We start from the raw sequence: 20771 nt of genomic DNA, 5'->3' as shown, positions 1-20771 counted from the left end.
CTAGGGCACCGAGTGCCCCTTGCTGGCCGTCCAGATGGCGTACCAGTCCTCGGCGTCGAGCTGAACATCGAGTGCCGCCACGGCATCGCGCAGGCCATCCATGCGACCCGTGCCGGTGATCACGTACGGGCGCGAGGGGTGGCGCAGCGCCCAGGCAAAGGCCAGCGTGGTGAGGTTGATGCCGTAACGCTCGGCGATGCGTTCCATCTCGGCGCGCACGCGCACGGCCTGTTCGTCCTCGCCGGTGAACAGGCGTCCACCGCCCAGCGGCGACCAGATCATCGGACGCAGGCCCAACTGCTGGGCTTGGTCCAGCGTGCCGTCGTCCAGCGCACCCATCTGCAGCGGCGAAAGCTCGACCTGGTTGGTCAGCAGCGGATGGCGCTGATGCAGCAGCGCGAACTGGCTGGTCGTGTGGTTGGAAACGCCCCAGTGCGCCACCTTGCCCTCGCGCGTGAGGGTGGCGAAGGTGTCGGCCAGCGCGGCGGCATCCATCAGGTAGTCCGGCCGATGGATCAGTACCAGATCCAGGTGATCGGTGTGCAGGTTGCGCAGTGATTGCTCCACCTGTGCCCGCACGTAGGCGGCCGAGGTGTCGTAGTAGTTGATGCGATAGGGACGCTGTGCGGAGCGCAGGCGAATGCCACACTTGGTGACCAGCTGCATGCGGTCGCGAAGCGCTGGCGCGGCCTTCAACGCTTCGCCGAACTGTGCTTCCGCCTGGTAGTCGCCGTAGATGTCGGCGTGGTCGAACGAGGTGATGCCCATGTCCAGCGCCTGCTCGATCCAGCGCACGCGCTCCTGCACGCCGAGTTGCCAGCTGACGATGCGCCAGAGGCCGGCGACGATGGGGGAGAGGGTGAGGGGTGGTGGGCTGGGCATGATGGGCGGGTGTGTTGGAGGGAGCGGGGAGTTTGCCAAGGGTAGGGGTGGTGTGCCAGCGCTTGGTGAGTGTGTTTCTTTGCTATTGGGGCTGAGGTAGGGGCCGCGGTCAGGTGCTCGCCTTACCGTTCCATTCTTTAGCCGTCATCCCGGCGTAGGCCGGGATCCAGCGACTTTTGGTTGGGTTGTCGCGTAAAGGTTGATCGGCTCTTTACCAACGCCGCCGCGACCTAGCCGCCTACGCGGCGGGCGTTCCGACCTCCTGCCGGAGGCCGGGTCACTTTCTCTTGCTTGCCCAAGAGAAAGTAACCAAAGAGAAGGGCCCCCCGGAATCGGCGCCTATCGGGCAAAGCCCGATAGGTGCGCGGACGGGTTACGGGGTTTGTCGACAGGGCATCCTGCCCTGACGACAAACTGGCCGGCATCCATGCCGGCCACCCTGCGGGCTATTCCTCCACCCGCCCGCCGCCTCATACGGGGACCCGGAAGATCAAGAGCCCAGAGCTCAAAGCCGACGGCTCGTGCCGCTGCGCGGCACATCGCGTCGTGATTGGCGCGGAGCGCCTGTCTTGGAGGCCCTTCAAAACCTTAGAGCCTCTTCAAAATCTCCGAAGCAACATCGGTTCCCTCACCGTCATCCCCGCTTTCGCGCGAACGACGGCGAAAAGAATCAGCCCGCCAGCGCACATCAACAAGCAACAACACCAAACACAACTCACTTCGCAACCTTCGTCACCGGTGCCGTCGGCGCATGCGCCAACTCGTCCGCCGACCAACCGCCCCCTAGATCGCCAATCAACGACACCGCATCCAGCAAGCGCTGCTGCTGCACGCTCAGCGCATCCTGCTCGGTGCTGAGCTGCGTGGTTTGCGCGGTGGCGGCGGTGGTGTAGTCGACGGTGCCGGCGTTGTATTCGTTGAAGGCGATCTCGGCGCCGCGCGTGGCGTCTTTCACGGCCGCGTCGAGTACTTGCGCCTGTTGCGCCAGGATTCTCACGCCTGAGAGGTCGTCTTCCACGTTCTGGAAGGCGGCGAGCACGGTGCCGCGGTAGTTGGCGACGGCGGATTCGTAGTTGGCGCGTGCGGCGGCGACCTGGCCGTGGCGGGCGCCGGCGTCGAAAATGGTTTCGCTTACGTCGGCGCCCAGCGACCATACGTGGTTGGCGACGTGCAGCAGGCCGGCCAGTGGCGATTGCGAGAAGCCATCGGCTGCCGACAGCGAGATGGACGGATAGTACGCGGCCACCGCGACGCCGATGGCGGCGTTGGCGGAGGCCATTTCGCGTTCCGCCACCGCGATATCGGGCCGGCGCTGCAGCAGGGTGGAAGGCACGCCGGTGGGCACCTGCGGCAAGCTCGGCAGCGTCGCGTTATGCGGCACGTCGAGTTCTTCCGGGTTCTTGCCGGCCAGCACGGCGATGGCATGCACGTACTGCTCGCGCGACACGCCGAGCGCGATGAGCTTGGATTGCGCGTTCTCCAGCTGCGTGCGCGCCGTGATCACGTCGGAGGGCGCGATCGTACCGGCCTTGCCCTGGTTTTCCACCACGCGCAGGTATTCCTTGTACGCGTCGACGGTTTTCTGCAGCAGGTCGATGTTGGCGTCGGTGACGCGCAGGTCGATCACGGCAGTCGCCAGTGCGGTCTGTTCGGTGAGGACAGCATTGGCGAGCGTGGCCTGGCTGGCCTGCGCGGTCGCCTTGTTCTCCTCGACGGTGCGGCGCACCTTGCCCCAGAAATCGGGGGCCCAACTCACGTTGCCTTCCAGCGAGCCGGAGGTACTGACGGGGCGCAAATGTTCCACGCCGCTGCCGGCGTTGCCGGCCGCCGAGCGTTGCTTGCTGGCTGCGCCGCTGATGCCGATGGTGGGGAACAGCGCGCTGCGGGCCACCTGCACGTCGGCCATGGCGGCCTGATAGTCGGCGTAGCTCTTGGCCACGGTCTGGTTGGAGGTGGCGACCTGCGGTTCCAGTTCGTCGAGCAGCGGATCGTTGAACGCCTTCCACCATTCGCCCTTGGGTGCGTCATCGGCAGGCGTTGCAGTGCTCCAGCCGGGCAGCTCCTTGTATTGCGGTGGCGTGCTCACTTCAGGGCGATGGTAGTCGGGGCCCACCATGCAGCCGCTGAGCGCCACGGCCAGCGAGATCGCGAACGCGTTCCGGAAAAGAGTGGGGTGTCTGTTCATGCGCTTGCGTCCGATCGGTTCCACGGCAGGCTTTCCGACCACCGCGCCAGCCGTGCACGCAGGCGGTCGAGATAGAGGTAGATCACCGGCGTGGTGTAGAGGGTGAACACCTGGCTGAGGATCAGGCCGCCCATCACCGTGATGCCCAGCGGCTGGCGCAGCGATGCGCCCTGGCCGATGCCGATGGCCAGCGGTACGGCGCCGAGCACGGCGGCGGCGGTGGTCATCATGATCGGGCGCAGTCGCACCACGGCGGCGTCATGGATGGCCTTGCGCGGTTCCAGGCCGCCGTCGCGCTGCAGGTGGATGGCGACGTCGATCATCATGATCGCGTTTTTCTTCACGATGCCGATCAGCAGGATGATGCCGATCAGCGCGATCACCGAGAACGGCGTGCCGAAGATCAGCAGGGCCAGCGTGGCGCCGATGCCGGCCGAGGGCAGGGTGGAGAGAATGGTGATGGGATGCACCGTGTTCTCGTACAGGATGCCCAGCACGATATAGACGGCCGCCAGCGCCGCCAGGATCAGCAGCGGCATGGTGCTCATCGATTGCGCATACACCTGTGCCGCGCCGGCCGTCGCGCCATGGATGGAGGCCGGCATGCCCAACGCCTGCCCGGCTTCGCCGATGGCGGCCAGCGCGTTGCTCAGCGAACCGCCCGGCGGCAGGTTGAAGGAGATGGTGCCGGCGACCAGGCCACCCTGATGGTTGACTTGCGTCGCCGTGTGGTTGCTCACGTAAGAGGCGAGCGCGGGGAACGGGACCATGGTTTCCGCCGCTGTGCTGTCCGCGCTGCCGCTGGAACTGCCGCCCTTGGCGTTGGAAATGGCATTGGTGAGCTGGTTGGCCTCGGCGTCCGCATTGCGCGCATTGGTGTTCGTGCTTGCGGTGGACGCGGTCGAGGTGGTGCCGCTGACCAGCGATTTGGACATCTGCGTCTGCTGCGTGCCGGTGGGATTGCCGGCGGCGGTGCTGAAGCGGATGCGTTCGATGGCCTGCGGGTACTGCCAGTACTGCGGCGACACTTCCATCACCACGTAGTATTGGTTCAACTGGTTGTACACGGTGGACACCGTGCGCTGGCCGAACGCGTCATACAGCACGCTGTCCAGTTGGTTGGGCGCGAAACCGTAGCGGGCCGCGGTCGCGCGGTCGTACGTAACGTAGAGCTGCAGGCCGTTCTGTTGCAGGTCGGAGTTCACGTCGGTGATGCGGTCGTGGTACTTGCCCAGCGCCGTGATCAGTTTCGGCACCCAGGTGTAGAGCGCCTCGGGATCATCGCTCGTCAGCGTGTACTGGTACTCCGATGCGGACTGCCGCCCGCCGATATGCAGATCCTGCGCGGCCTGCAGGAACAGCTTGGCGCCCGACACGGCGTTGAGCTTCGGGCGCAGGCGATCCACCACCTGGGCGGCGGAAATCTTGCGCTCGGCCAGCGGCTTCAATTCTATGAAGACATTGGCGGTGTTCAGCGCGCGGCCGCCGGTGAAGCCCGCGACCGAGGCCACGGCAGGGTCCTTCTGCACGATGTCCTGCAGCTGCGCCAGTTTTTTCTCCATCGCCTGGAACGAGATGCTCTGGTCCGCGATGATCTGGCCCATCAGGATGCCGTTGTCCTGCTCGGGGAAGAAGGTGGACGGCACCAGGCGGATCAGCACCACGTTGAGCACGATCAGGCCGATCAGGGTCAGGATCACCGCGAAGGCGTGGTCGAGCACCAGGGTCAGCGAGCGCGAATACGCCTCGCGGAAACGGTCGAACTGGCGCTCGTACCACACGGCCCAGCGCGCCCTGGAGTGCAGCGTCTTGCGGCTGAGCACGTAGGCCGCCATGGTCGGCGTCACCGTCAGCGAGATCACCAGCGACAGCAGGATCGCGATGGAGAGCGTCACGGCGAATTCGTGGAACAGCAGGCCGACGATGCCGGGCATCAACAGGATGGGCAGGAACACAGCGATCAGCGACAGGCTCATCGAGATCACGGTGAAGCTGACCTCGGCGCTGCCCACCATGGCGGCCTCATGCACGTCCATGCCCGACTCCACGTGGCGCACGATGTTCTCCAGCACCACCACCGCGTCGTCCACCACGAAGCCGGTGCCGATGGTCAGCGCCATCAGCGACAGGTTGTCGATGCTGTAGCCCAGCAGGTACATCGGGCCGAACGTGCCGACGATGGACAAGGGCAACGCCACCGCGGGCACCAGCACGGCGCGCGGCGACTGCAGGAACACGTACACCACGCCGATCACCAGCAGGATGGCGATGAACATCGTGCGCTCGGTATCGCCGACGGCCGCATTCACCGACTGCGAGCGATCCACCGCCACGCCGACATGGACGTTGCGTGGCAAGGTGGCTTCGATGGATGGCAGCGACTTCTTGATCTGCGCCACCGTCTTGACGATGTTGCTGCCGGGCAAGGGATAGACGATGACCAGCACCGCATCCTTGCCGTTGTAGAGGCCGGCGTTGCGGATGTTCTCGGCGGAATCGAGCACCTGCGCCACGTCGCGCAACTGCACGGGCGAGCCGTTGCGATAGGCGATGACGAGATCACGATAAGGCGCGGCCTTGCTGATCTGGTCGTTGGACAGCACCTCGTAGCGCTGGCCATTCTGGTCGATGTGGCCTTTCACGCTGTCCGCGTTGGCGGCGCTGATGGCGGCGCGCACGTCCTCCAGGCCGATGCCGTAGCTGTTGAGCTGGTCGGGCTGCAGTTCCACGCGCACGGAGGGCAGGGCGCTGCCGCCCAGCGTGATCTGCCCCACGCCGTCGACTTGCGACAGCTGCTGCTGGATCACCGAATCGGCCGAGTCGTAGAGCTGGGCGCGGGTGAGTGTCTTGGAGGTGAGCGCGAGCACCATGATCGGCGAATCGGCCGGGTTGTATTCGCGATAGGTCGGGTTGTTGCGCAGCGTGGTCGGCAGGTCGGCGCGCGAGGCCTGGATGGCCGCCTGCACGTCGCGCGCGGCGCCGTTGATGTCGCGGTTGAGGCCGAACTGGATGACGATCTGCGACGTTCCCACGGTGCTGGTGGAAGTCAGCTCGGTCACGTCGGCGATGGTGCCGAGCCGCCGTTCCAGCGGCTCGGCCACGGTGGAGGCCATGGTGCTGGGGCTGGCGCCCGCCATGCTCGCCTGCACCACCACCACCGGAAAGGTGATGTTGGGCAGCGGCGCCACCGGCAGGCGGAAATATGCCAGCGCACCCGACAGCAGGATGGCGACGGCCAGCAGCGTGGTCGCCACGGGGCGCTTGATGAAGACGCCCGGGATGTTCACGCCGATTCCCCGGCGGCGGCCTCAGGACGCTTGCTGCCGAAACGCTGCGCGAGGCGATCGAAATACAGGTAGATCACCGGCGTGGTGAACAGGGTGAGCAGCTGGCTGAGCAGCAGGCCGCCGATGATCGCCAAACCCAGCGGCCGCCGCAGTTCCGAACCCGTGCCCGTGCCCAGCAGCATCGGCATGGCGCCCAGCATGGCGGCGAGCGTGGTCATCAGGATGGGGCGGAAGCGCAGCAGGGAGGCCTCGAAGATCGCCTCGTCCGCCGGCTTGCCGTGCTCGCGCTCGGCCTCCAGAGCGAAGTCCACGATCATGATCGCGTTCTTCTTCACGATGCCGATCAGCAGCACGATGCCGATGATGCCGATCACGTCCAGATCGCTGCCGGCGATCATCAAGGCCAGCAAGGCGCCGATACCCGCCGAGGGCAGGGTGGAGAGGATCGTCACCGGATGGATGAAGCTCTCGTACAGCACGCCCAGCACGATATAGACGGCCACCAGCGCGGCGATGAGCAGGTAGACCTCGCTGGACAATGAATCCTGGAAGGCCTGCGCGGCGCCCTGGAAGGTGGATGTGATGGACGAGGGCAGGTGCAGCGCCTGCTCCACGTCGCTCACTTCCTTCACCGCCTTGCTGAGCGAGGCGCCCTTGGTGAGATTGAACGACACCGTGACGGCCGGGAACTGCGCCAGATGGCTGATCACCAGCGGCGACTTGGTGATCTGGATGTCGGCGATGCCCTTGAGCGGCACCTGCCCGCTGCTGGCCGTCTGGCTGGGCAGGTACAGGTCGCCCAGCGATTCCACCGTGGGAATGCTTTCCGGTTTCGCCACCAGGATGACGCGGTACTGGCTGGCCTGCTCGAAGATGGTGGAGACGATGCGCTGGCCCAGCGCGTCGTACAGCGCGTTGTCGATGGTGGCCGCGGTAATGCCGTAGCGCGCGGCGAGCTGGCGGTTCACCTGCACGTTCACCGCGAGGCCATCGTTGTTGAGGTCGCTGGTGACGTCGGTGATGGACTTGATGTCCTTCATCCGCTTGACCAGCTCGGGCACCACTTGCTGGAATGCCTGTTCGCTCGGCCCGCGCAGCACGAACTGGTACTGGTTCGGCGAGATGGTGGTGTCCAGCGTCAGGTCCTGCTCGGGCTGCATGTACAGGTGGATGCCCGGCACCTTGGCCACTTCCTGCCGGATGCGGCGCGCGATTTCGTCCGCCGTGGACGAGCGCTCGTCGCGCGGCTTCAGGTTGATCAGGAAGCGGCCGTTGTTGAGCGTGGTGTTGGTGCCGTCGATGCCGACGTAGGAGGTGAGGCTGGCGACGTCCTCGTCCTGCAGGATCGCGTCGGCCAATTGCTTCTGGCGATCCACCATGGCGCCGTAGGACACCGAGTTGTCCGCCACGCTGATGCCCTGCAGCACGCCCACGTCCTGCACCGGGAACAGGCCCTTGGGGATGACCACGTAGAGCACGATGGTCAGCGCCAGCGTGCCGAAGAACACCAGCAGCGTGGCCAGCTGGTGGGCCATGACGAAGCCCAGGCCACGCTTGTACGCGGCCAGCGTCTTGTCGAACAGCCCTTCGCTGATGCGTTCGAAGCGGCTGGGGTGGCGGTCCTTCTGCGCCTTGAGAATGCGCGCGCACAGCATTGGCACCAGGGTGAGCGAGACCACGGCGGAGAGCACGATGGTCACGGCCAAGGTCACCGCGAACTCGCTGAACAGGCGGCCGATCACGCCGCCCATGAACAGCAGCGGGATCAGCACCGCGATCAGCGACACCGTCAGCGACACGATGGTGAAGCCGATCTGCCCGGCGCCTTCCAGCGCGGCTTCCAGCGGCGTCCTGCCTTCTTCCAGGTAGCGCACGATGTTCTCGATCATCACGATCGAGTCGTCCACCACGAAACCGGTGGCGATGATCAACGCCATCAGCGACAGGTTGTCGATGGAGTAGTTGAGCTCGTACATCAGCGCCAGCGTGCCGATCAGGGACACCGGCACGGAAATGCTGGGGATGATGGTGGCCGGCAGGTTGCGCAGGAACACGAAGATCACCAGCACCACCAGCACCACGGCCAGCACCAGCTCAAACGCGGCGTCGCGCACCGAGGAGCGGATCACGCCGGTGCTGTCGTTCACCACCTCCACCTTCATGCCGGCCGGCAGCGTGGATTCCAGCTGCGGCAACTGCTTCATGATCTGGTCGACGGTGGCGATCACGTTGGCGCCGGGCTGGCGCTGCACGTTCAGAACGATCGCCTGGGTCTTGTTGAACCACGCGCCCTGTTCGGTGTTCTGCGCGGCCTGCGTGACGCGTGCCACGTCGCGCAGATATACCGGCGCGCCGTTCTGGTAGGAGATGACCGTGTCGAGATAATCCTGCGGATTCTGGATCTGGTCGTTGCCGTTGATGGTGTAGTCGAGGTCCGGCCCGTCGAAATTGCCCTTGGGCTGGCTCACGTTGACGTTGGCGATCAGCGAGCGCAGGTCGTCGATGTTGAGGCCGTAGCCGGCGAGTTTCTTGGGGTCGGCTTCGATGCGGATGGCCGGCACGTTGCCGCCGGCCGGCGTGACCAAGCCCACGCCCGGCACCTGCGAGATCTTCGCACCCAGCCGGTTGTTGGCCACGTCCTGCAGCTGCGGCAGCGACATGGAGTTGGAAGTCACCGCCAGCGTGAGGATGGGACGGTCGGCCGGGTTCACCTTGGCGTAGGTCGGCGGTGCGGGCAGGCCTGAGGGCAGCAGGCTGTTGGCCGCGTTGATGGCCTCCTGCACGTTCTGCTCGGCCACGTCGAGGTTGAGCGACAGGTCGAACTGCAGCGTGATGATGGACGCACCGGCGGAACTGTTGGACGTCATCTGCTGCAGGCCGGGAATCTCGCCCAGCTGCACTTCCAGCGGCGCGGTCACCGTGGTCGCCATCACCGACGGGCTGGCGCCGGGGTAGAAGGTCTGCACCTGGATCGTCGGGTAATCGACGTTGGGCAGCGACGACACCGGCAGGAAACGCATCGCCACCAGGCCCACCAGCACGAGGGCGATCATCAGCAGCGAGGTGGCCACCGGCCTGAGTACGAACAGGCGGGAAATATTCATCGCATCGCGCGCCCGCGGTTCACGGAGACGTGGCGGCCGCGCCGTGCGCGTGCTTGCCGCCATGCGCGGCGGGCGAGCCCGTGCTGCTGGCGCTGGCAGGAGCGGCTCCGGCGATGCGGATCCTGGCGCCGTCGCTCAAGCGGTCCATGCCGTCGGTCACCACCTGCTGGCCGGCATCGAGGCCGGACAGGATGGCGGTGAACTTGCCGTCGCTGGGGCCGGGCGTCACCTTGTGCACCGACACGGTCTGGTCCGCATTCACCAGGTAGACGTAGTCGCCGGGCGCACCGCTCTGCACGGCGGGCGCGGGCACCAGCACCGCCTTGCGCAAGGTATCCACCAGCATGCGCACGTTGACGAATTCGTTGGGGAACAGCGACTCGTCATCGTTGGGGAAGGTGGCGCGCAGCGTCACCGTGCCGGTGCTCGTCGCCATCTGGTTGCTCAGCGCGTAGAGCGTGCCGGTGGCGATCTGCTTGCTGTTGTCGCTGGAGTACGCCGTCACCGGCAGCTTGGCGCCCGAGTTCACGCGTTGCAGTACCTGGCCCAGCGAATTCTGCGGCACGGTGAACTGCACCGTCGTGGGCTTCATCTGCGTGATGGTGACGATGCCGGGCGACGTCGACTGCGTGACGTAGTTGCCGGGATCGACCAGCCGCAGGCCCACGCGGCCCGCCACCGGCGCGGTGATGTGGCAGTAGACGAGATCCAGTTCGTCCTGCGCGATGGCGGCCTTGTCCGCCTTCACCGCCGCTTCCGCCTGGGCGACCGTGAACTTCTGGTCGGTGTAGGTCTGTTCGGCGATGGATTTCTGCTCGTGCAGCTGCGTGTAGCGCGCAAGGTCGGCGCGCGCCTGGTCCAGCGTGGCCTGGTCCTTCGCCAGCTGCGCTTCGGCCTGCTGCTTGTTGATCTCGTACTGGCGCGGATCGATCTGCGCGAGGAACTGGCCCTTCGCGACGTCCTGGCCTTCCTGGTAGCCCACGGCGGTGAGGTAGCCGCTCAGTTGCGGCAGCACGTTCACCGTGGCCACCGGCGTCACCGTGCCCAGCGCCGTGAGCACTTCGGGCATGTCGCCCAGCGTGGCGGTGGCGGCGCTCACCACCTGCGGTGGCTGGCCGGTCTTGGCCTTCTGCCCGGTGAGGATGTGGACCACCATCAACACCACCAGGAGCACGACGATCACGGCGGCGATCAGCAAGCCACGCTTCCTGCGAGGGTGCCCGGACGTTCGCTCAGTATCGGCACTCATGCACCATCTCCCAGCCACTCAAGTTCACAAGACAAACAGGATCGAATCGCCGTCGCTGCCATCGGTGTGCGAACGTGCGCCGTCGGGAAGTTGTCGACGGATCTCTAACGATCCGTTGTCCTTGAGGTTGACCCTGGCGGAAGGCGGGCACGCCTTGTCCGCCGGGGCCGGATGGCGGGAAAACTCATGGCACAAGCGCTGTCACGGACAAGTGATGTCCTGCGACGTGGCTCGCCCGGTCAGCTGCGTTTCATTAAAAAATGTTCATGTGAAGGCGGCGCGCTACTGCCATCACACCATGCGCGTGCGCTTCCACCAGCCGGTGACTTTTTCTTCGCGCACCAGGGTGAACAGGCCGGAGCCGAGAATGAGCGCGATGCCGACCAGCATGGGCCAGTCCAGCCGATCGCCGAACAGCCAGTAGCCGAAGAAGATGGCCCACAGCATCTGGCTGTATTGCGTGGGCGCGATGCGGTTGGCGGGCGCGTGATGCGTGGCGAGCATCAGCAGCACGCCGGCCAGGCCGGCCAGCAGGCCGTAGCCAGCCAGCAGCCACCACTGGTGCAGGTCGGGCCATACGAAGTGCGGCAGCATCAGCAAACCACCGCTGGCCAGCGGGCCGATGACGCCCGCGCCGTAGAGGCTGATGCGCTTCTCGTGCGGCCCGGCCATGCGCAGCGCCACCACCGAGACCGCACCGGACAGCCCGCAGGTCATGGCGGCGAGATGGCCGATGCCCAGCGCGCGGAAACCCGGCCGCAGCACCACCAGCACGCCGATGAAACCCACGATTACCGCCGACCAGCGCCGCCAGCCCACGTGTTCCTTCAGGAAGATCACCGACAACAGCGTCACGAAGATCGGCAGCAGGAAGATCAGCGCGAACGCCTCCGCCATGGGCAAGGCAGTGAACGCGATCACGGCGGAAATATTGCAGATGGCCCCGGTGATGGCGCGGATCCACCACAGGTGCGGCTTGCGCGCGCGGAACACGTCCACGTAGCGGTCCCCGGCGTTGCGGATGAAGGGCAGGGCGCTCAGCATCAGCACCGCGCCGAAGAACACCGCCTCGTAGGCGGGCAGCGTGCCGTGCAGCGACTTCACGAAGGCATCGCTGATCGCGTAGGCCGCGTAGCAGGCGAAGCCGAGCAGAACACCTTTGAACATGCGGATCCCGGCAGGTGGCCCCTCCGGGCGCTGCCGGCCGGGCGGGGGAAGACAGGCCCTATAGTCCCATAGTCCGCAGGCGCTACCTAGGGATGCTCTGATCTATTCAACGTGGGTGTCACCGGTTCTGTTTGTCCGTTGCTGCGTGTTGCGCTGGCGAAGGCAGGCTGGTGGCCTGTCGAGACAGCGCGGCGCGCAGCGGCGGACAAACAGAGCCGGCCCTGCGGGTGATGTCCCCAACGCCCGCAGGCCGCGGTGCGCGACTTGCCCAGGCAACCAGCCTGGGCTGCGTCCCGCCCCACACCCTGCGGGCGTTGGGGACATCATGCCACCCGCGCTGGATAGGTCAGAGCATCCCTAGTTATCACTAAGGAAGACTCTGGTCCGCAGGCACCAAAAGTCAGGGTTTGCCCGACTTTTTCTCGTTTGTGCGCATGAACGGCGATGAATAGTTTCAGAGGCCCTCGTTGGCCTTGTCCGTGACTGGCCGACCGCTCCGGTTTCCAGGCAAGGAAGTTCGCCATGCATCGTGCCCGCCGCTTAGCCGCGCTGGTTCTGTTCGCCCTGCTGGGCTACCAGGGGAGCGCTTGCGCTGTCCAGGTGACCGATCACCTGGACCTGGGCGGCGCCATCCGCGTGCGCGCCGACGACGATGGCAGCCGCGACATCCACGAGTTCGGCTTCGACACGCTCATGCTGAGCGCCACCTACGATTCGGACAGCTGGGAAGGCGCAGCGCGTTACCGCTACTACGGCAATCACTATCCGTTCCAGTACATGAAGCAGTTCGGCAACCTGCAGTTCGTCGAATACGCGTGGATCGGCTACAAGTTCAACCACGAGCAGCAGGTGCAGCTCGGCCTCAACAAGGTGCCCTTCGGCCTGCAGCCGCTTTACAGCGATACCTTCTACGAAACGCTGGGCAACGTGCTTGGCCTGGAAGACCTGTGGGAAGTCGGCGCCAAGTACGTGCAGGCCGGCGACACCTGGAACTTCCAGGGAGGCTATTACGCCCGGCCCGCGCCGCCCGGTCACGGCAGCAGCAATGGCACCACGTATTCCATCGTGGTGACGCCCGCCGACAGTTACGTCGAGAACGGCAGCTGCAACGTGGAGCGCAACATGCTCATGGCGCGACTGGCGCGCAACGTGACGCTGGGCGACTGGAAGGGTGAGGTCGGCGCATCGGCGCTGGCTTCCCAGCTCTACAACAAGGACACGGGAAACAACGGCCATCGCGTGGCCTATGGGCTGCATTACGCGGCCGCCAACGGCCCGTGGAATGCGAAGCTGCAGTACACGCGCGTGCAGATGTCGCCAAGGAATCCCGGCGATGATCGCATGGTGAGCTACGGCGGCTACGACGGCACCTTCAACGTCGCCAGCCGTGGCAATCTCTACGTCGGCAGCCTTGGCTATGCCTACTCCGGCAGCTATCTGGGCGGCTGGGTCACCGGCGTGAAGACCTACGCCACCTACAACTACTACCAGAAATCGGAACGCTCATTCCACGATACCCAGCGCTTCATCCTGGGCACCTCGTTCTCGCTGAAGAAGCTGTGGATCGCGGTGGAATGGCTCAACGGCCGCAACGACCCCTATTTCGGCGGCAGCAGCTACACGCAGAGCCTCGCGGCGGGCGGCACCGACCATTGGATGGGGCAGTTCTATATGAACATTGGGTATTACTTCTAGGCGCCCGTTTATTACTTCGAAGCGTCGATTAAAAATCTTGCGGGAGCGCTTGTACTCCCTCGCCGTCATTCCGGCGCAGGCCGGAATCCAGTGGCGAAAGTGATCGGTTGTCGCGTGACGTCAAGGCGTTGGCTCTTGCGCGAAAACCGCGCCATGAGGCCACTGGATGACCAGCCCTTCGGCTGTTGAAAAGCCCCTCCGGCCTGCGCCGGAATGACGAGCCGGGGACGCACCGGCGATTTCAATGCCTATTTGCGACTTGTCCGATAGGGCCAAAGACATCGCGCCGATAGCATCACGCCGTCCAATCCCTTCGCCGCCGCCCGACCCTGCCTTTCACCGCGTGAGTCCTGCCACGGCAGCGAGCGCCCAGGAAGGCATGCATGAAGCGCAAAATGCCAACGCTCAACGCGTTGAAGGTGTTCGAGGTCGCGGCCACGCTCGGCAATTTCACGCGCGCGGCTGACGTTCTCAACGTGACGCAGAGCGCCGTCAGCCGTCAGGTCCGGCAGCTGGAGGACCAACTCGGCGAGCCCTTGCTGATTCGCAGTCATCACCAGCTGCACATGACGGACGCGGGGCGGTCGCTGCTGACCGCGCTGCAACAGTCGTTCGATCGCATCGAGCTGGCGGTGCGCAGCATCCGCCAGAAACAGCACCTCAACCGCCTGCGCGTGAATGCGCCGCCGACGTTCGCCCTGCGCTGGCTGCTGCCGCGAATGAGCCGGTTCAAGAAGATGCATCCACACCTGGAGGTTTCGCTTACCAGTGCGCTGCGCGACACCTTGAACGAATCGGGTCAGCTCGATTGCGCGATCCGCTTCGGCAACGGCGAATGGGGCGACGTGGACAGTTCGCTGCTCATGCACGAGCAGCACATCGCCGTGTGCGCGCCGTCGCTGCTGCGCGGGCGGCCGTCCGCGCCAGTGCAACTGCACGAGCTTCCGCTGCTGCATGTGCTGGCCGGTCCCGACAGGCGCTACATGACCTGGACGCATTGGATCGACGCGGCCGGCATCGGCAAGGTCGACATCGACCGCGGCTACGAATTCGACCTGCTGGACATGGCCATACGCGCCGCCATCGACGGCCTGGGCATCACCATCGCCGACCGGCATATGGTGGCCAATGAGCTGGCCGACGGGCGTCTGGTGCAGTTTCTCGATGCGCAGGTGGAGGGCCATCAGTCGTATTGGTTCGTCACGCGGCAGGAGCACCAGGGCAGTCCGGTGGTGGAGCAGTTTCGTGCCTGGCTGCAGGCCGAGCTGCGTTTGCCTCCTTCCGCGCAGCACGAGCGCCACGAGGTGGCCCAGGTCGCGCGGGATCTCGGCGGCTTCGCCGTGTGGGGCGAGTGCCATTCCTTTTTTGAATGATGGGCGGACGAATTAATCGTTTGTGACGTCTTGTTGCTCTGAATCAATCTCGAATCTGGCCGCAGGCGTTCCGCGGTCGATGACGGAGAGCCAGGAGCCGCATGCGCAGCGAACAGAACTTCATCGATGGGCAATTCGTCGCCGCGGAGTCGGCGGACGGCATCGACGTGATCAATCCCGCCACGGGCGAATGCATCGGTCGCGTCGATACCGCGGGCGCTACGCAGGTGCAGCAGGCGGTGCAGGCCGCGGCCCGCGCGCAGCGACACTGGGCACGCCTTCCATCCATCGAACGCGGCGAAGGCCTGAGGCGTCTTGCCGATGCCATCGATCGCCGCGCGCCGGACATCGGCCGGGTGCTGGCGCTGGAATCGGGCAAGAGCGTGGCCGACGCCGTTGCGGAAGCGATTTACGGCGCGCAGATCACGCGCTATCACGCGGAATGGGCGCGACGCATCGAAGGCGAAGTCATTCCCAGCGACAGCGTGGACGAAACCATCCTGCTGCAGCGCGAGCCGATGGGCGTGGTGGTCTGCCTTATCCCGTTCAACTATCCGGTGTACACGCTGCTGCGCAAGATCGCTCCGGCATTGATCGCGGGCAACGCGGTCGTCGTGCGTCCCAGCAACCACACGCCGCTGTGCGCCTACGAGATCGCGCGCGCCGTGCAGGACGCCGGCCTGCCGGCCGGCATCGTCAACGTGCTCTCCATGCAGCACGATCTGGCGGAACAGCTGTGCACGCAACCGGAAGTCGCGATGATCACGCTGACCGGCAGCGTAGGCGCGGGCAGGGCGGTGCTGGAATATTGCAAGGCGAATATCGCCAAGCCCTCGCTGGAACTAGGCGGCAAGACGCCGGCCATCATCGAGGCCGATGCCGACCTGGAACAGGCCGCCACGGCCATCGCAGCCTCCAAGACGACGCATGCGGGACAGCTCTGCACCGCCATCGAGCGTGTCTACGTGCAGGACCGCGTGCATGATCGCTTCCTGGCGCTGCTGAAGGCGAAGCTTGCCGCCGTCCGTTGCGGAGATCGCGCGCGGGACGCCCAATGCATGGGGCCGCTGGTCAGCGCGTCGGCGCGTGCGGCGATCCACGCCAAGGTGCTTCGTGCGGTGAACGATGGCGCCACGCTCGAACTGGGCGGCTTCATGCCGGAAGGGCCGGGCAACTTCTATCCGGTCACGCTGCTCAGCGGTTGCCGGCAGGACATGGAGATCGTGCGCGAGGAAATCTTCGGCCCCGTGCTTCCCGTGCTGCGCTACGACACGCTGGACGATGCGCTGCGCATGGCCAACGACCATCAGTTCGGCCTGTCTTCCGTGATCTACACCGAGAACTACCGCTCGGCTTTGCGCGTGGCCAACCGCATCGAAGCGGGCGAGCTGTACGTCAACCGCACGCCGGCCGATCCGTACCAGGGGTTCCACGCCGGCTGGAAGCGCTCGGGTCTGGGCGGGGACGACGGCAAGCACGGCATGCTGGAGTTCACGCAGACCCGTCTCGTGGTGATGAAGCACTGATCGCCATGGACATGCACGCAAACGCGAAGGCAACCCGCAACGGTTCCACTGGCCATCTTCACCGGTACATGCAGCTGGCGCTGCTGGTCATGGCGGCCGGCGCCATCTATCCCGTGCTGTATCTGCGACAGGTGTACCAGGGCAGCATGATGGCTGCGCTGGGCCTGGACGACACGCACCTGGGATACCTGTACTCGATCCTCGGCGTCGCCTTCATGGTGAGCTACCTGCCCAGCGGCTGGCTGGCTGATCGCGTCGCGCCGCGACTGCTGATCACCCTCTCGCTGCTCGGCACCGGCTTGCTGGCGCTGTGGTACGCCACGCTTCCCGGCTTTCCGGTGTTGCTGCTGATCTTCTCGGGTTTCGGCGTCACCACGGGGCTGACTTTCTGGGCGGCACTGCTCAAGCGCGTGGGCTGGCTGGCGGGAGAGAACGAGCAGGGCCGCTTCTTCGGCGTGCTCGATGGCGGACGCGGCCTGGTGGAGGCCTTGCTCGCGACGGTCGCCATCTGGATGTTCGCCCGCCTCACCGGCGAATTTGGCGCGGACCACCAGGCGCAGGCGTTCCAGTGGGTGATCCGGCTCTATGCCATCACCTGCCTGGTGCTGGGCGCGATCATGGCGGTGCTGCGCGATCCGCAGCGTCCGCAGAACGATGGCGCGCCAGCGGTGGATGAAGCACCGCCCGGCAACCTGCGCCGCGACCTGATGCAGCTCGCGCGCATGCCGGAACTGTGGCTGGTCACGGCCATCGTGTTCTGCGGCTATCACTTCTTCTGGGCGACCTACAGCTTCTCCGCCTACCTCACCGAAGGCGAGCTTGGCCTGTCCGCCACCATGGCCGGCGTGATCACCACGATCAAGCTGTGGATGCGTCCCATCGGCGGCATCGGTGGCGGCTGGCTGGGCGATCGCTTCGGCAATCTGCGCGTGCTGACCTGGGCGATGGCGCTGGCGGCGCTGGGCATGCTTGGGTTGATCTTCCTGCCCGCGCTGCACGTCACGCTGCAGGTCGCCATGTTGGCAGTGCTGATCGGCCTGGTGACGTACGCCATCCGCGGGCTGTACTGGGCCATTCTCGACCAGTGCCACATTCCCGCCCGCATCACGGGCCTGGCCATCGGCATCATCTCGGTGGTCGGTTACTCGCCTGACGTGCTGCTGCCGCTCATCAATGGATGGCTCACCCAGACCTTCCCCGGCATGTTGGGCTACCAGATCTATTTCGGCTACGTGCTCACCGTCGGCTCGTTCGGCGTCCTGGCGGCGCTGACGCTGAAGAAGCGCATCGACAGAAGGAACCGCGTATGAAGATCGTCTCCCTGCAGACGCACGTCGTCGCCGTGCCGCCGCCGCACCTCGGCGGCATGTACTGGCTGTTCGTGGTGCTCAAGACCGATGACGGTATCGAAGGCGTCGGCGAGATCTACTCGGCCACCTTCCATCCCAGGGCCATGGTGCCGGCCATCGAGGACGTGTTCGAGCGCTATCTGCTCGACCAGGATCCGCACCACGTCGAGCGCTTCTTCCGCCGCGCGTATTCCAGCGGTTTCACGCAGCGCCCGGACCTCACCATGATGGGCATCGTCAGCGGCCTGGAAATGGCCTGCTGGGACATCATCGGCAAGGCGGCGAACAAGCCCGTCTACGAGTTGCTGGGCGGCAAGGTGCACGAACGCCTGCGCTCGTACACGTACCTGTATCCGGTCAACAGCCGCGGCGAGTACGACTACGGCGATCCCGATCTCGCCGCCGAATACGCCGTGCGCGCGATGGAGCAGGGTTTTACCGCGGTGAAGTTCGATCCCGCCGGCCCTTATTCGGCGTTCTCCGGGCATCAGTTGTCGCTGGACGTGTTGAGCCGCTGCGAAACCTTCTGCAGGAAGATCCGCGACGCCGTGGGCGATCATTGTGATCTCCTGTTCGGCACGCACGGGCAGATGGTGCCGTCGTCGGCGATACGCCTGGCCAGGCGTCTGGAGAAATACGATCCGCTGTGGTTCGAGGAAGCGGTGCCGCCGGGTCAGGAAGACGCCATGGCGCAGGTGGCGCGCGCCACGTCCATTCCCATCGCCGCGGGCGAGCGCCTGACCACCAAGTACGAGTTCTTCAAGCTGTTGCAGGCGGGTGGTGCTTCCATCCTGCAGATGAACGTGGGGCGCTGCGGTGGCCTGCTGGAAGGCAAGAAGATCGCGAGCATGGCCGAGGCGTTCTACGCCCAGATCGCGCCGCATCTGTACAACGGCCCGGTTGGCGCCGCCGCCAGTTTCCAGCTGGCCGCGTGCTCGCCCAATTTCCTTATCCAGGAAAGCATCGGCACCTGGGTCGGCTTTCATGCGGACATCCTGAAGAAGCCCTTGCAGTGGGAAGACGGTTACGTGATTCCGTCGTCCGAGCCGGGCCTGGGCGTGGAGCTGAACATGGATGTCGTGCGTCGCCATTCCCCCTACACGGGCGAGCGCCTGCATCTGCAGATGGCCGCCGACCCCGTCGACGTCAGGGACAGCGCCCCCGCACGGGGTTGATGCACTCCCGCCGTCTTCATCGAACAACTCTCGCGTGCGTTCTTCATGACCTACGACTACATCATCGTCGGCGCCGGCTCCGCCGGCTGCCTGCTTGCCGATCGCCTGAGCGAATCGGGCCGCTACTCGGTGCTTCTGCTGGAAGCGGGCGGCAAGGACCGCTCGCCGTGGATCACCATGCCGGGCGGCTTCGTCAAGCTGTACTACAACCCCGAATACAACTGGATGTTCTACTCCGAGCCACAGGCGCAGCTCGGCGGGCGCAAGCTGTACGCGCCGCGCGGCAAGGTGCTGGGCGGCTCCGGCTCCATCAACGCGATGATCTACGTGCGCGGACAGGCGCACGATTTCGACGACTGGGCGGCCCAGGGCAACGACGGCTGGGCGTGGCGGGACGTGCTGCGCTACTTCCGGCAGCTGGAGACCCATCCGCTGGGCGACACGCCGTACCACGGCGACAGCGGCCCGATCCATATCAGCTCCATGCGCGGGAAAACGCACCCGATCTGCGATGCCTTCCTCGCCGGTTGCGAGGAACTCGGCTATCCGCGCAGCAACGACTTCAACGGGCGTGACTTCGAAGGCGCGGGCATCTACGACCTCAACACCTATCGTGGCGAGCGTTGTTCCAGTGCGGTGGCTTGCCTGCATCCCGCGATGAAGCGGGACAATCTTCGCGTCGAGGTGGATGCCGTCGCGGAGCGACTGCTGTTCGGTGCGGAACGCAACGTCACGGGCGTGCGCGTGAGGCAAGGCGACAGGGTGCTGGATTTCCGCGCCAATCGCGAAGTCATCCTCAGCGCGGGTGCGGTGGGCTCGCCGCAGCTACTGCAGCTGTCGGGCATTGGCGATTCGGCGCGGCTGAGCGGGCTGGGCATCACGCCGGTGCATCATCTGCCGGCCGTGGGCGAGCATCTGCAGGACCATCTGTGCGCCAGCTACTACTACATGGCGAACGTGCCCACGCTCAATGACGAGCTGCGCTCATGGTTCGGCCAGGCGAAGGCGGGCCTGCAATACATGCTGGCGCGCACGGGCCCGCTGTCGATGAGCGTGAACCAGTCGGGCGGGTTCTTTCGTGGCCATGCGGCGGCGACCGCGCCGAACCTGCAACTCTATTTCAATCCGTTGTCGTACCAGATTCCCAAAAGCAGCAAGGCGTCCATCGTGCCGGAGCCGTATCCGGGATTCCTGCTCTGTTTCAACCCGTGCCGTCCCACCAGCCGCGGTTCGGTGCGCATCGTTTCCAACCGCGTGGAAGACGCGCCGCGCATCGATCCCAACTATCTCAGCACCGACAAGGATATCGACGAGGTCATCCAGGGCAGCCGCCTGATCCGTCGCATCATGCAGACCGAGGCGCTGCGTTCGGTGACGGTCAAGGAGACCTTGCCGGGGCCGCAGGTGCAGAGTGACGAGGAGATGCTCGCGTACTTCCGCGAGAACTGCGGGTCCATCTATCACCTGTGCGGTTCGTGCGCGATGGGGCCGGACGCGGAACGCGCCGTGGTGGACAAGCATCTGAAGGTGCACGGTGTGCGCGGCTTGCGGGTGGTCGATGCGTCGGTGTTCCCCAACATCACTTCGGGCAATATCAATGCCGCGACGATGATGGTGGCAGAGAAGGCGTCCTCGCAGATCCTGAGCGAGCGCGATTGAGGCGCGCTCTCGCACAGGCATCCATCCCATGGGATCGCGGAGGCGCGTCATTCGTGACGCGCCTTCTTCGTTTCTCGCCCAGCAAAAAACCGGGGCTTTCGACGGCTTGCCGCAAGGCTC

At 65.4% G+C, this 20771-nt stretch carries 12 protein-coding genes; 6 read left to right on the top strand and 6 right to left on the bottom strand.

Features of this window, described 5'->3' with window-relative positions; genetic code table 11:
- The 6 genes from BDW41_RS02770 to BDW41_RS02745 form a co-directional block, all read right to left on the bottom strand.
- A complete protein-coding gene (locus BDW41_RS02770) occupies nt 1-882 on the bottom strand; it encodes an aldo/keto reductase (protein WP_074547006.1) in 882 nt (293 codons plus the stop codon).
- Between the two features lie 715 nt (nt 883-1597).
- A complete protein-coding gene (locus BDW41_RS02765) occupies nt 1598-3067 on the bottom strand; it encodes an efflux transporter outer membrane subunit (protein ID WP_074547314.1) in 1470 nt (489 codons plus the stop codon).
- The gene (locus BDW41_RS02760) at nt 3064-6354 is read right to left on the bottom strand and encodes an efflux RND transporter permease subunit (RefSeq protein WP_074547007.1); all 3291 of its coding nucleotides are present in this window, start codon (nt 6352-6354) and stop codon (nt 3064-3066) included. Before BDW41_RS02760 ends, BDW41_RS02765 begins: the two co-directional genes overlap by 4 nt.
- A complete protein-coding gene (locus BDW41_RS02755; RefSeq protein ID WP_074547008.1) occupies nt 6351-9458 on the bottom strand; it encodes an efflux RND transporter permease subunit in 3108 nt (1035 codons plus the stop codon). Before BDW41_RS02755 ends, BDW41_RS02760 begins: the two co-directional genes overlap by 4 nt.
- A 19-nt stretch (nt 9459-9477) precedes the next feature.
- On the bottom strand, nt 9478-10656 hold the full coding sequence (locus BDW41_RS02750; RefSeq protein ID WP_233496745.1) for an efflux RND transporter periplasmic adaptor subunit: 1179 nt from the start codon (nt 10654-10656) through the stop codon (nt 9478-9480).
- Nucleotides 10657-10998: 342 nt separating this feature from the next.
- The gene (locus BDW41_RS02745; protein ID WP_074547010.1) at nt 10999-11874 is read right to left on the bottom strand and encodes a DMT family transporter; all 876 of its coding nucleotides are present in this window, start codon (nt 11872-11874) and stop codon (nt 10999-11001) included.
- A gap of 522 nt (nt 11875-12396) precedes the next feature.
- Here BDW41_RS02745 and BDW41_RS02740 point away from each other — a divergent pair.
- From BDW41_RS02740 to BDW41_RS02715, 6 genes are all read left to right on the top strand, one after another.
- Complete coding sequence (locus BDW41_RS02740) at nt 12397-13569, top strand: hypothetical protein (RefSeq protein ID WP_074547011.1); 1173 nt, start codon at nt 12397-12399, stop codon at nt 13567-13569.
- 383 nt (nt 13570-13952) lie between these two features.
- Nucleotides 13953-14942 carry a transcriptional regulator GcvA gene (gcvA, locus tag BDW41_RS02735; RefSeq protein ID WP_199535253.1) on the top strand — a complete coding sequence of 330 codons (990 nt, stop codon included), beginning with the start codon at nt 13953-13955 and terminating at the stop codon, nt 14940-14942.
- Between the two features lie 101 nt (nt 14943-15043).
- On the top strand, nt 15044-16468 hold the full coding sequence (gene aldA, locus BDW41_RS02730) for an aldehyde dehydrogenase (protein ID WP_074547012.1): 1425 nt from the start codon (nt 15044-15046) through the stop codon (nt 16466-16468).
- Nucleotides 16469-16473: 5 nt separating this feature from the next.
- On the top strand, nt 16474-17778 hold the full coding sequence (locus BDW41_RS02725; RefSeq protein WP_074547013.1) for an MFS transporter: 1305 nt from the start codon (nt 16474-16476) through the stop codon (nt 17776-17778).
- The gene (locus BDW41_RS02720) at nt 17775-18992 is read left to right on the top strand and encodes a mandelate racemase/muconate lactonizing enzyme family protein (protein ID WP_074547014.1); all 1218 of its coding nucleotides are present in this window, start codon (nt 17775-17777) and stop codon (nt 18990-18992) included. Before BDW41_RS02725 ends, BDW41_RS02720 begins: the two co-directional genes overlap by 4 nt.
- A 45-nt stretch (nt 18993-19037) precedes the next feature.
- Nucleotides 19038-20651, top strand: coding sequence for a GMC family oxidoreductase N-terminal domain-containing protein (locus tag BDW41_RS02715; protein ID WP_074547015.1), 1614 nt, complete (start codon nt 19038-19040; stop codon nt 20649-20651).
- Nucleotides 20652-20771: the final 120 nt, after the last annotated feature.

It is taken from the genome of Dyella sp. AtDHG13 (assembly GCF_003201105.1).
Lineage (GTDB): Bacteria > Pseudomonadota > Gammaproteobacteria > Xanthomonadales > Rhodanobacteraceae > Dyella > Dyella jiangningensis_B.
Note: the sequence above shows the minus strand (reverse complement) of the source record. Positions and strands in the feature narration are given on the sequence as shown.

Coding starts and splice junctions, on each gene's coding strand:
- BDW41_RS02770 (WP_074547006.1), bottom strand. CDS start 882: ATGCCCAGCCCACCACCCCTCACCCTCTCCCCCATCGTCGCCGGCCTC.
- BDW41_RS02765 (WP_074547314.1), bottom strand. CDS start 3,067: ATGAACAGACACCCCACTCTTTTCCGGAACGCGTTCGCGATCTCGCTG.
- BDW41_RS02755 (WP_074547008.1), bottom strand. CDS start 9,458: ATGAATATTTCCCGCCTGTTCGTACTCAGGCCGGTGGCCACCTCGCTG.
- BDW41_RS02745 (WP_074547010.1), bottom strand. CDS start 11,874: ATGTTCAAAGGTGTTCTGCTCGGCTTCGCCTGCTACGCGGCCTACGCG.
- BDW41_RS02740 (WP_074547011.1), top strand. CDS start 12,397: ATGCATCGTGCCCGCCGCTTAGCCGCGCTGGTTCTGTTCGCCCTGCTG.
- gcvA (WP_199535253.1), top strand. CDS start 13,953: ATGAAGCGCAAAATGCCAACGCTCAACGCGTTGAAGGTGTTCGAGGTC.
- aldA (WP_074547012.1), top strand. CDS start 15,044: ATGCGCAGCGAACAGAACTTCATCGATGGGCAATTCGTCGCCGCGGAG.
- BDW41_RS02725 (WP_074547013.1), top strand. CDS start 16,474: ATGGACATGCACGCAAACGCGAAGGCAACCCGCAACGGTTCCACTGGC.
- BDW41_RS02720 (WP_074547014.1), top strand. CDS start 17,775: ATGAAGATCGTCTCCCTGCAGACGCACGTCGTCGCCGTGCCGCCGCCG.
- BDW41_RS02715 (WP_074547015.1), top strand. CDS start 19,038: ATGACCTACGACTACATCATCGTCGGCGCCGGCTCCGCCGGCTGCCTG.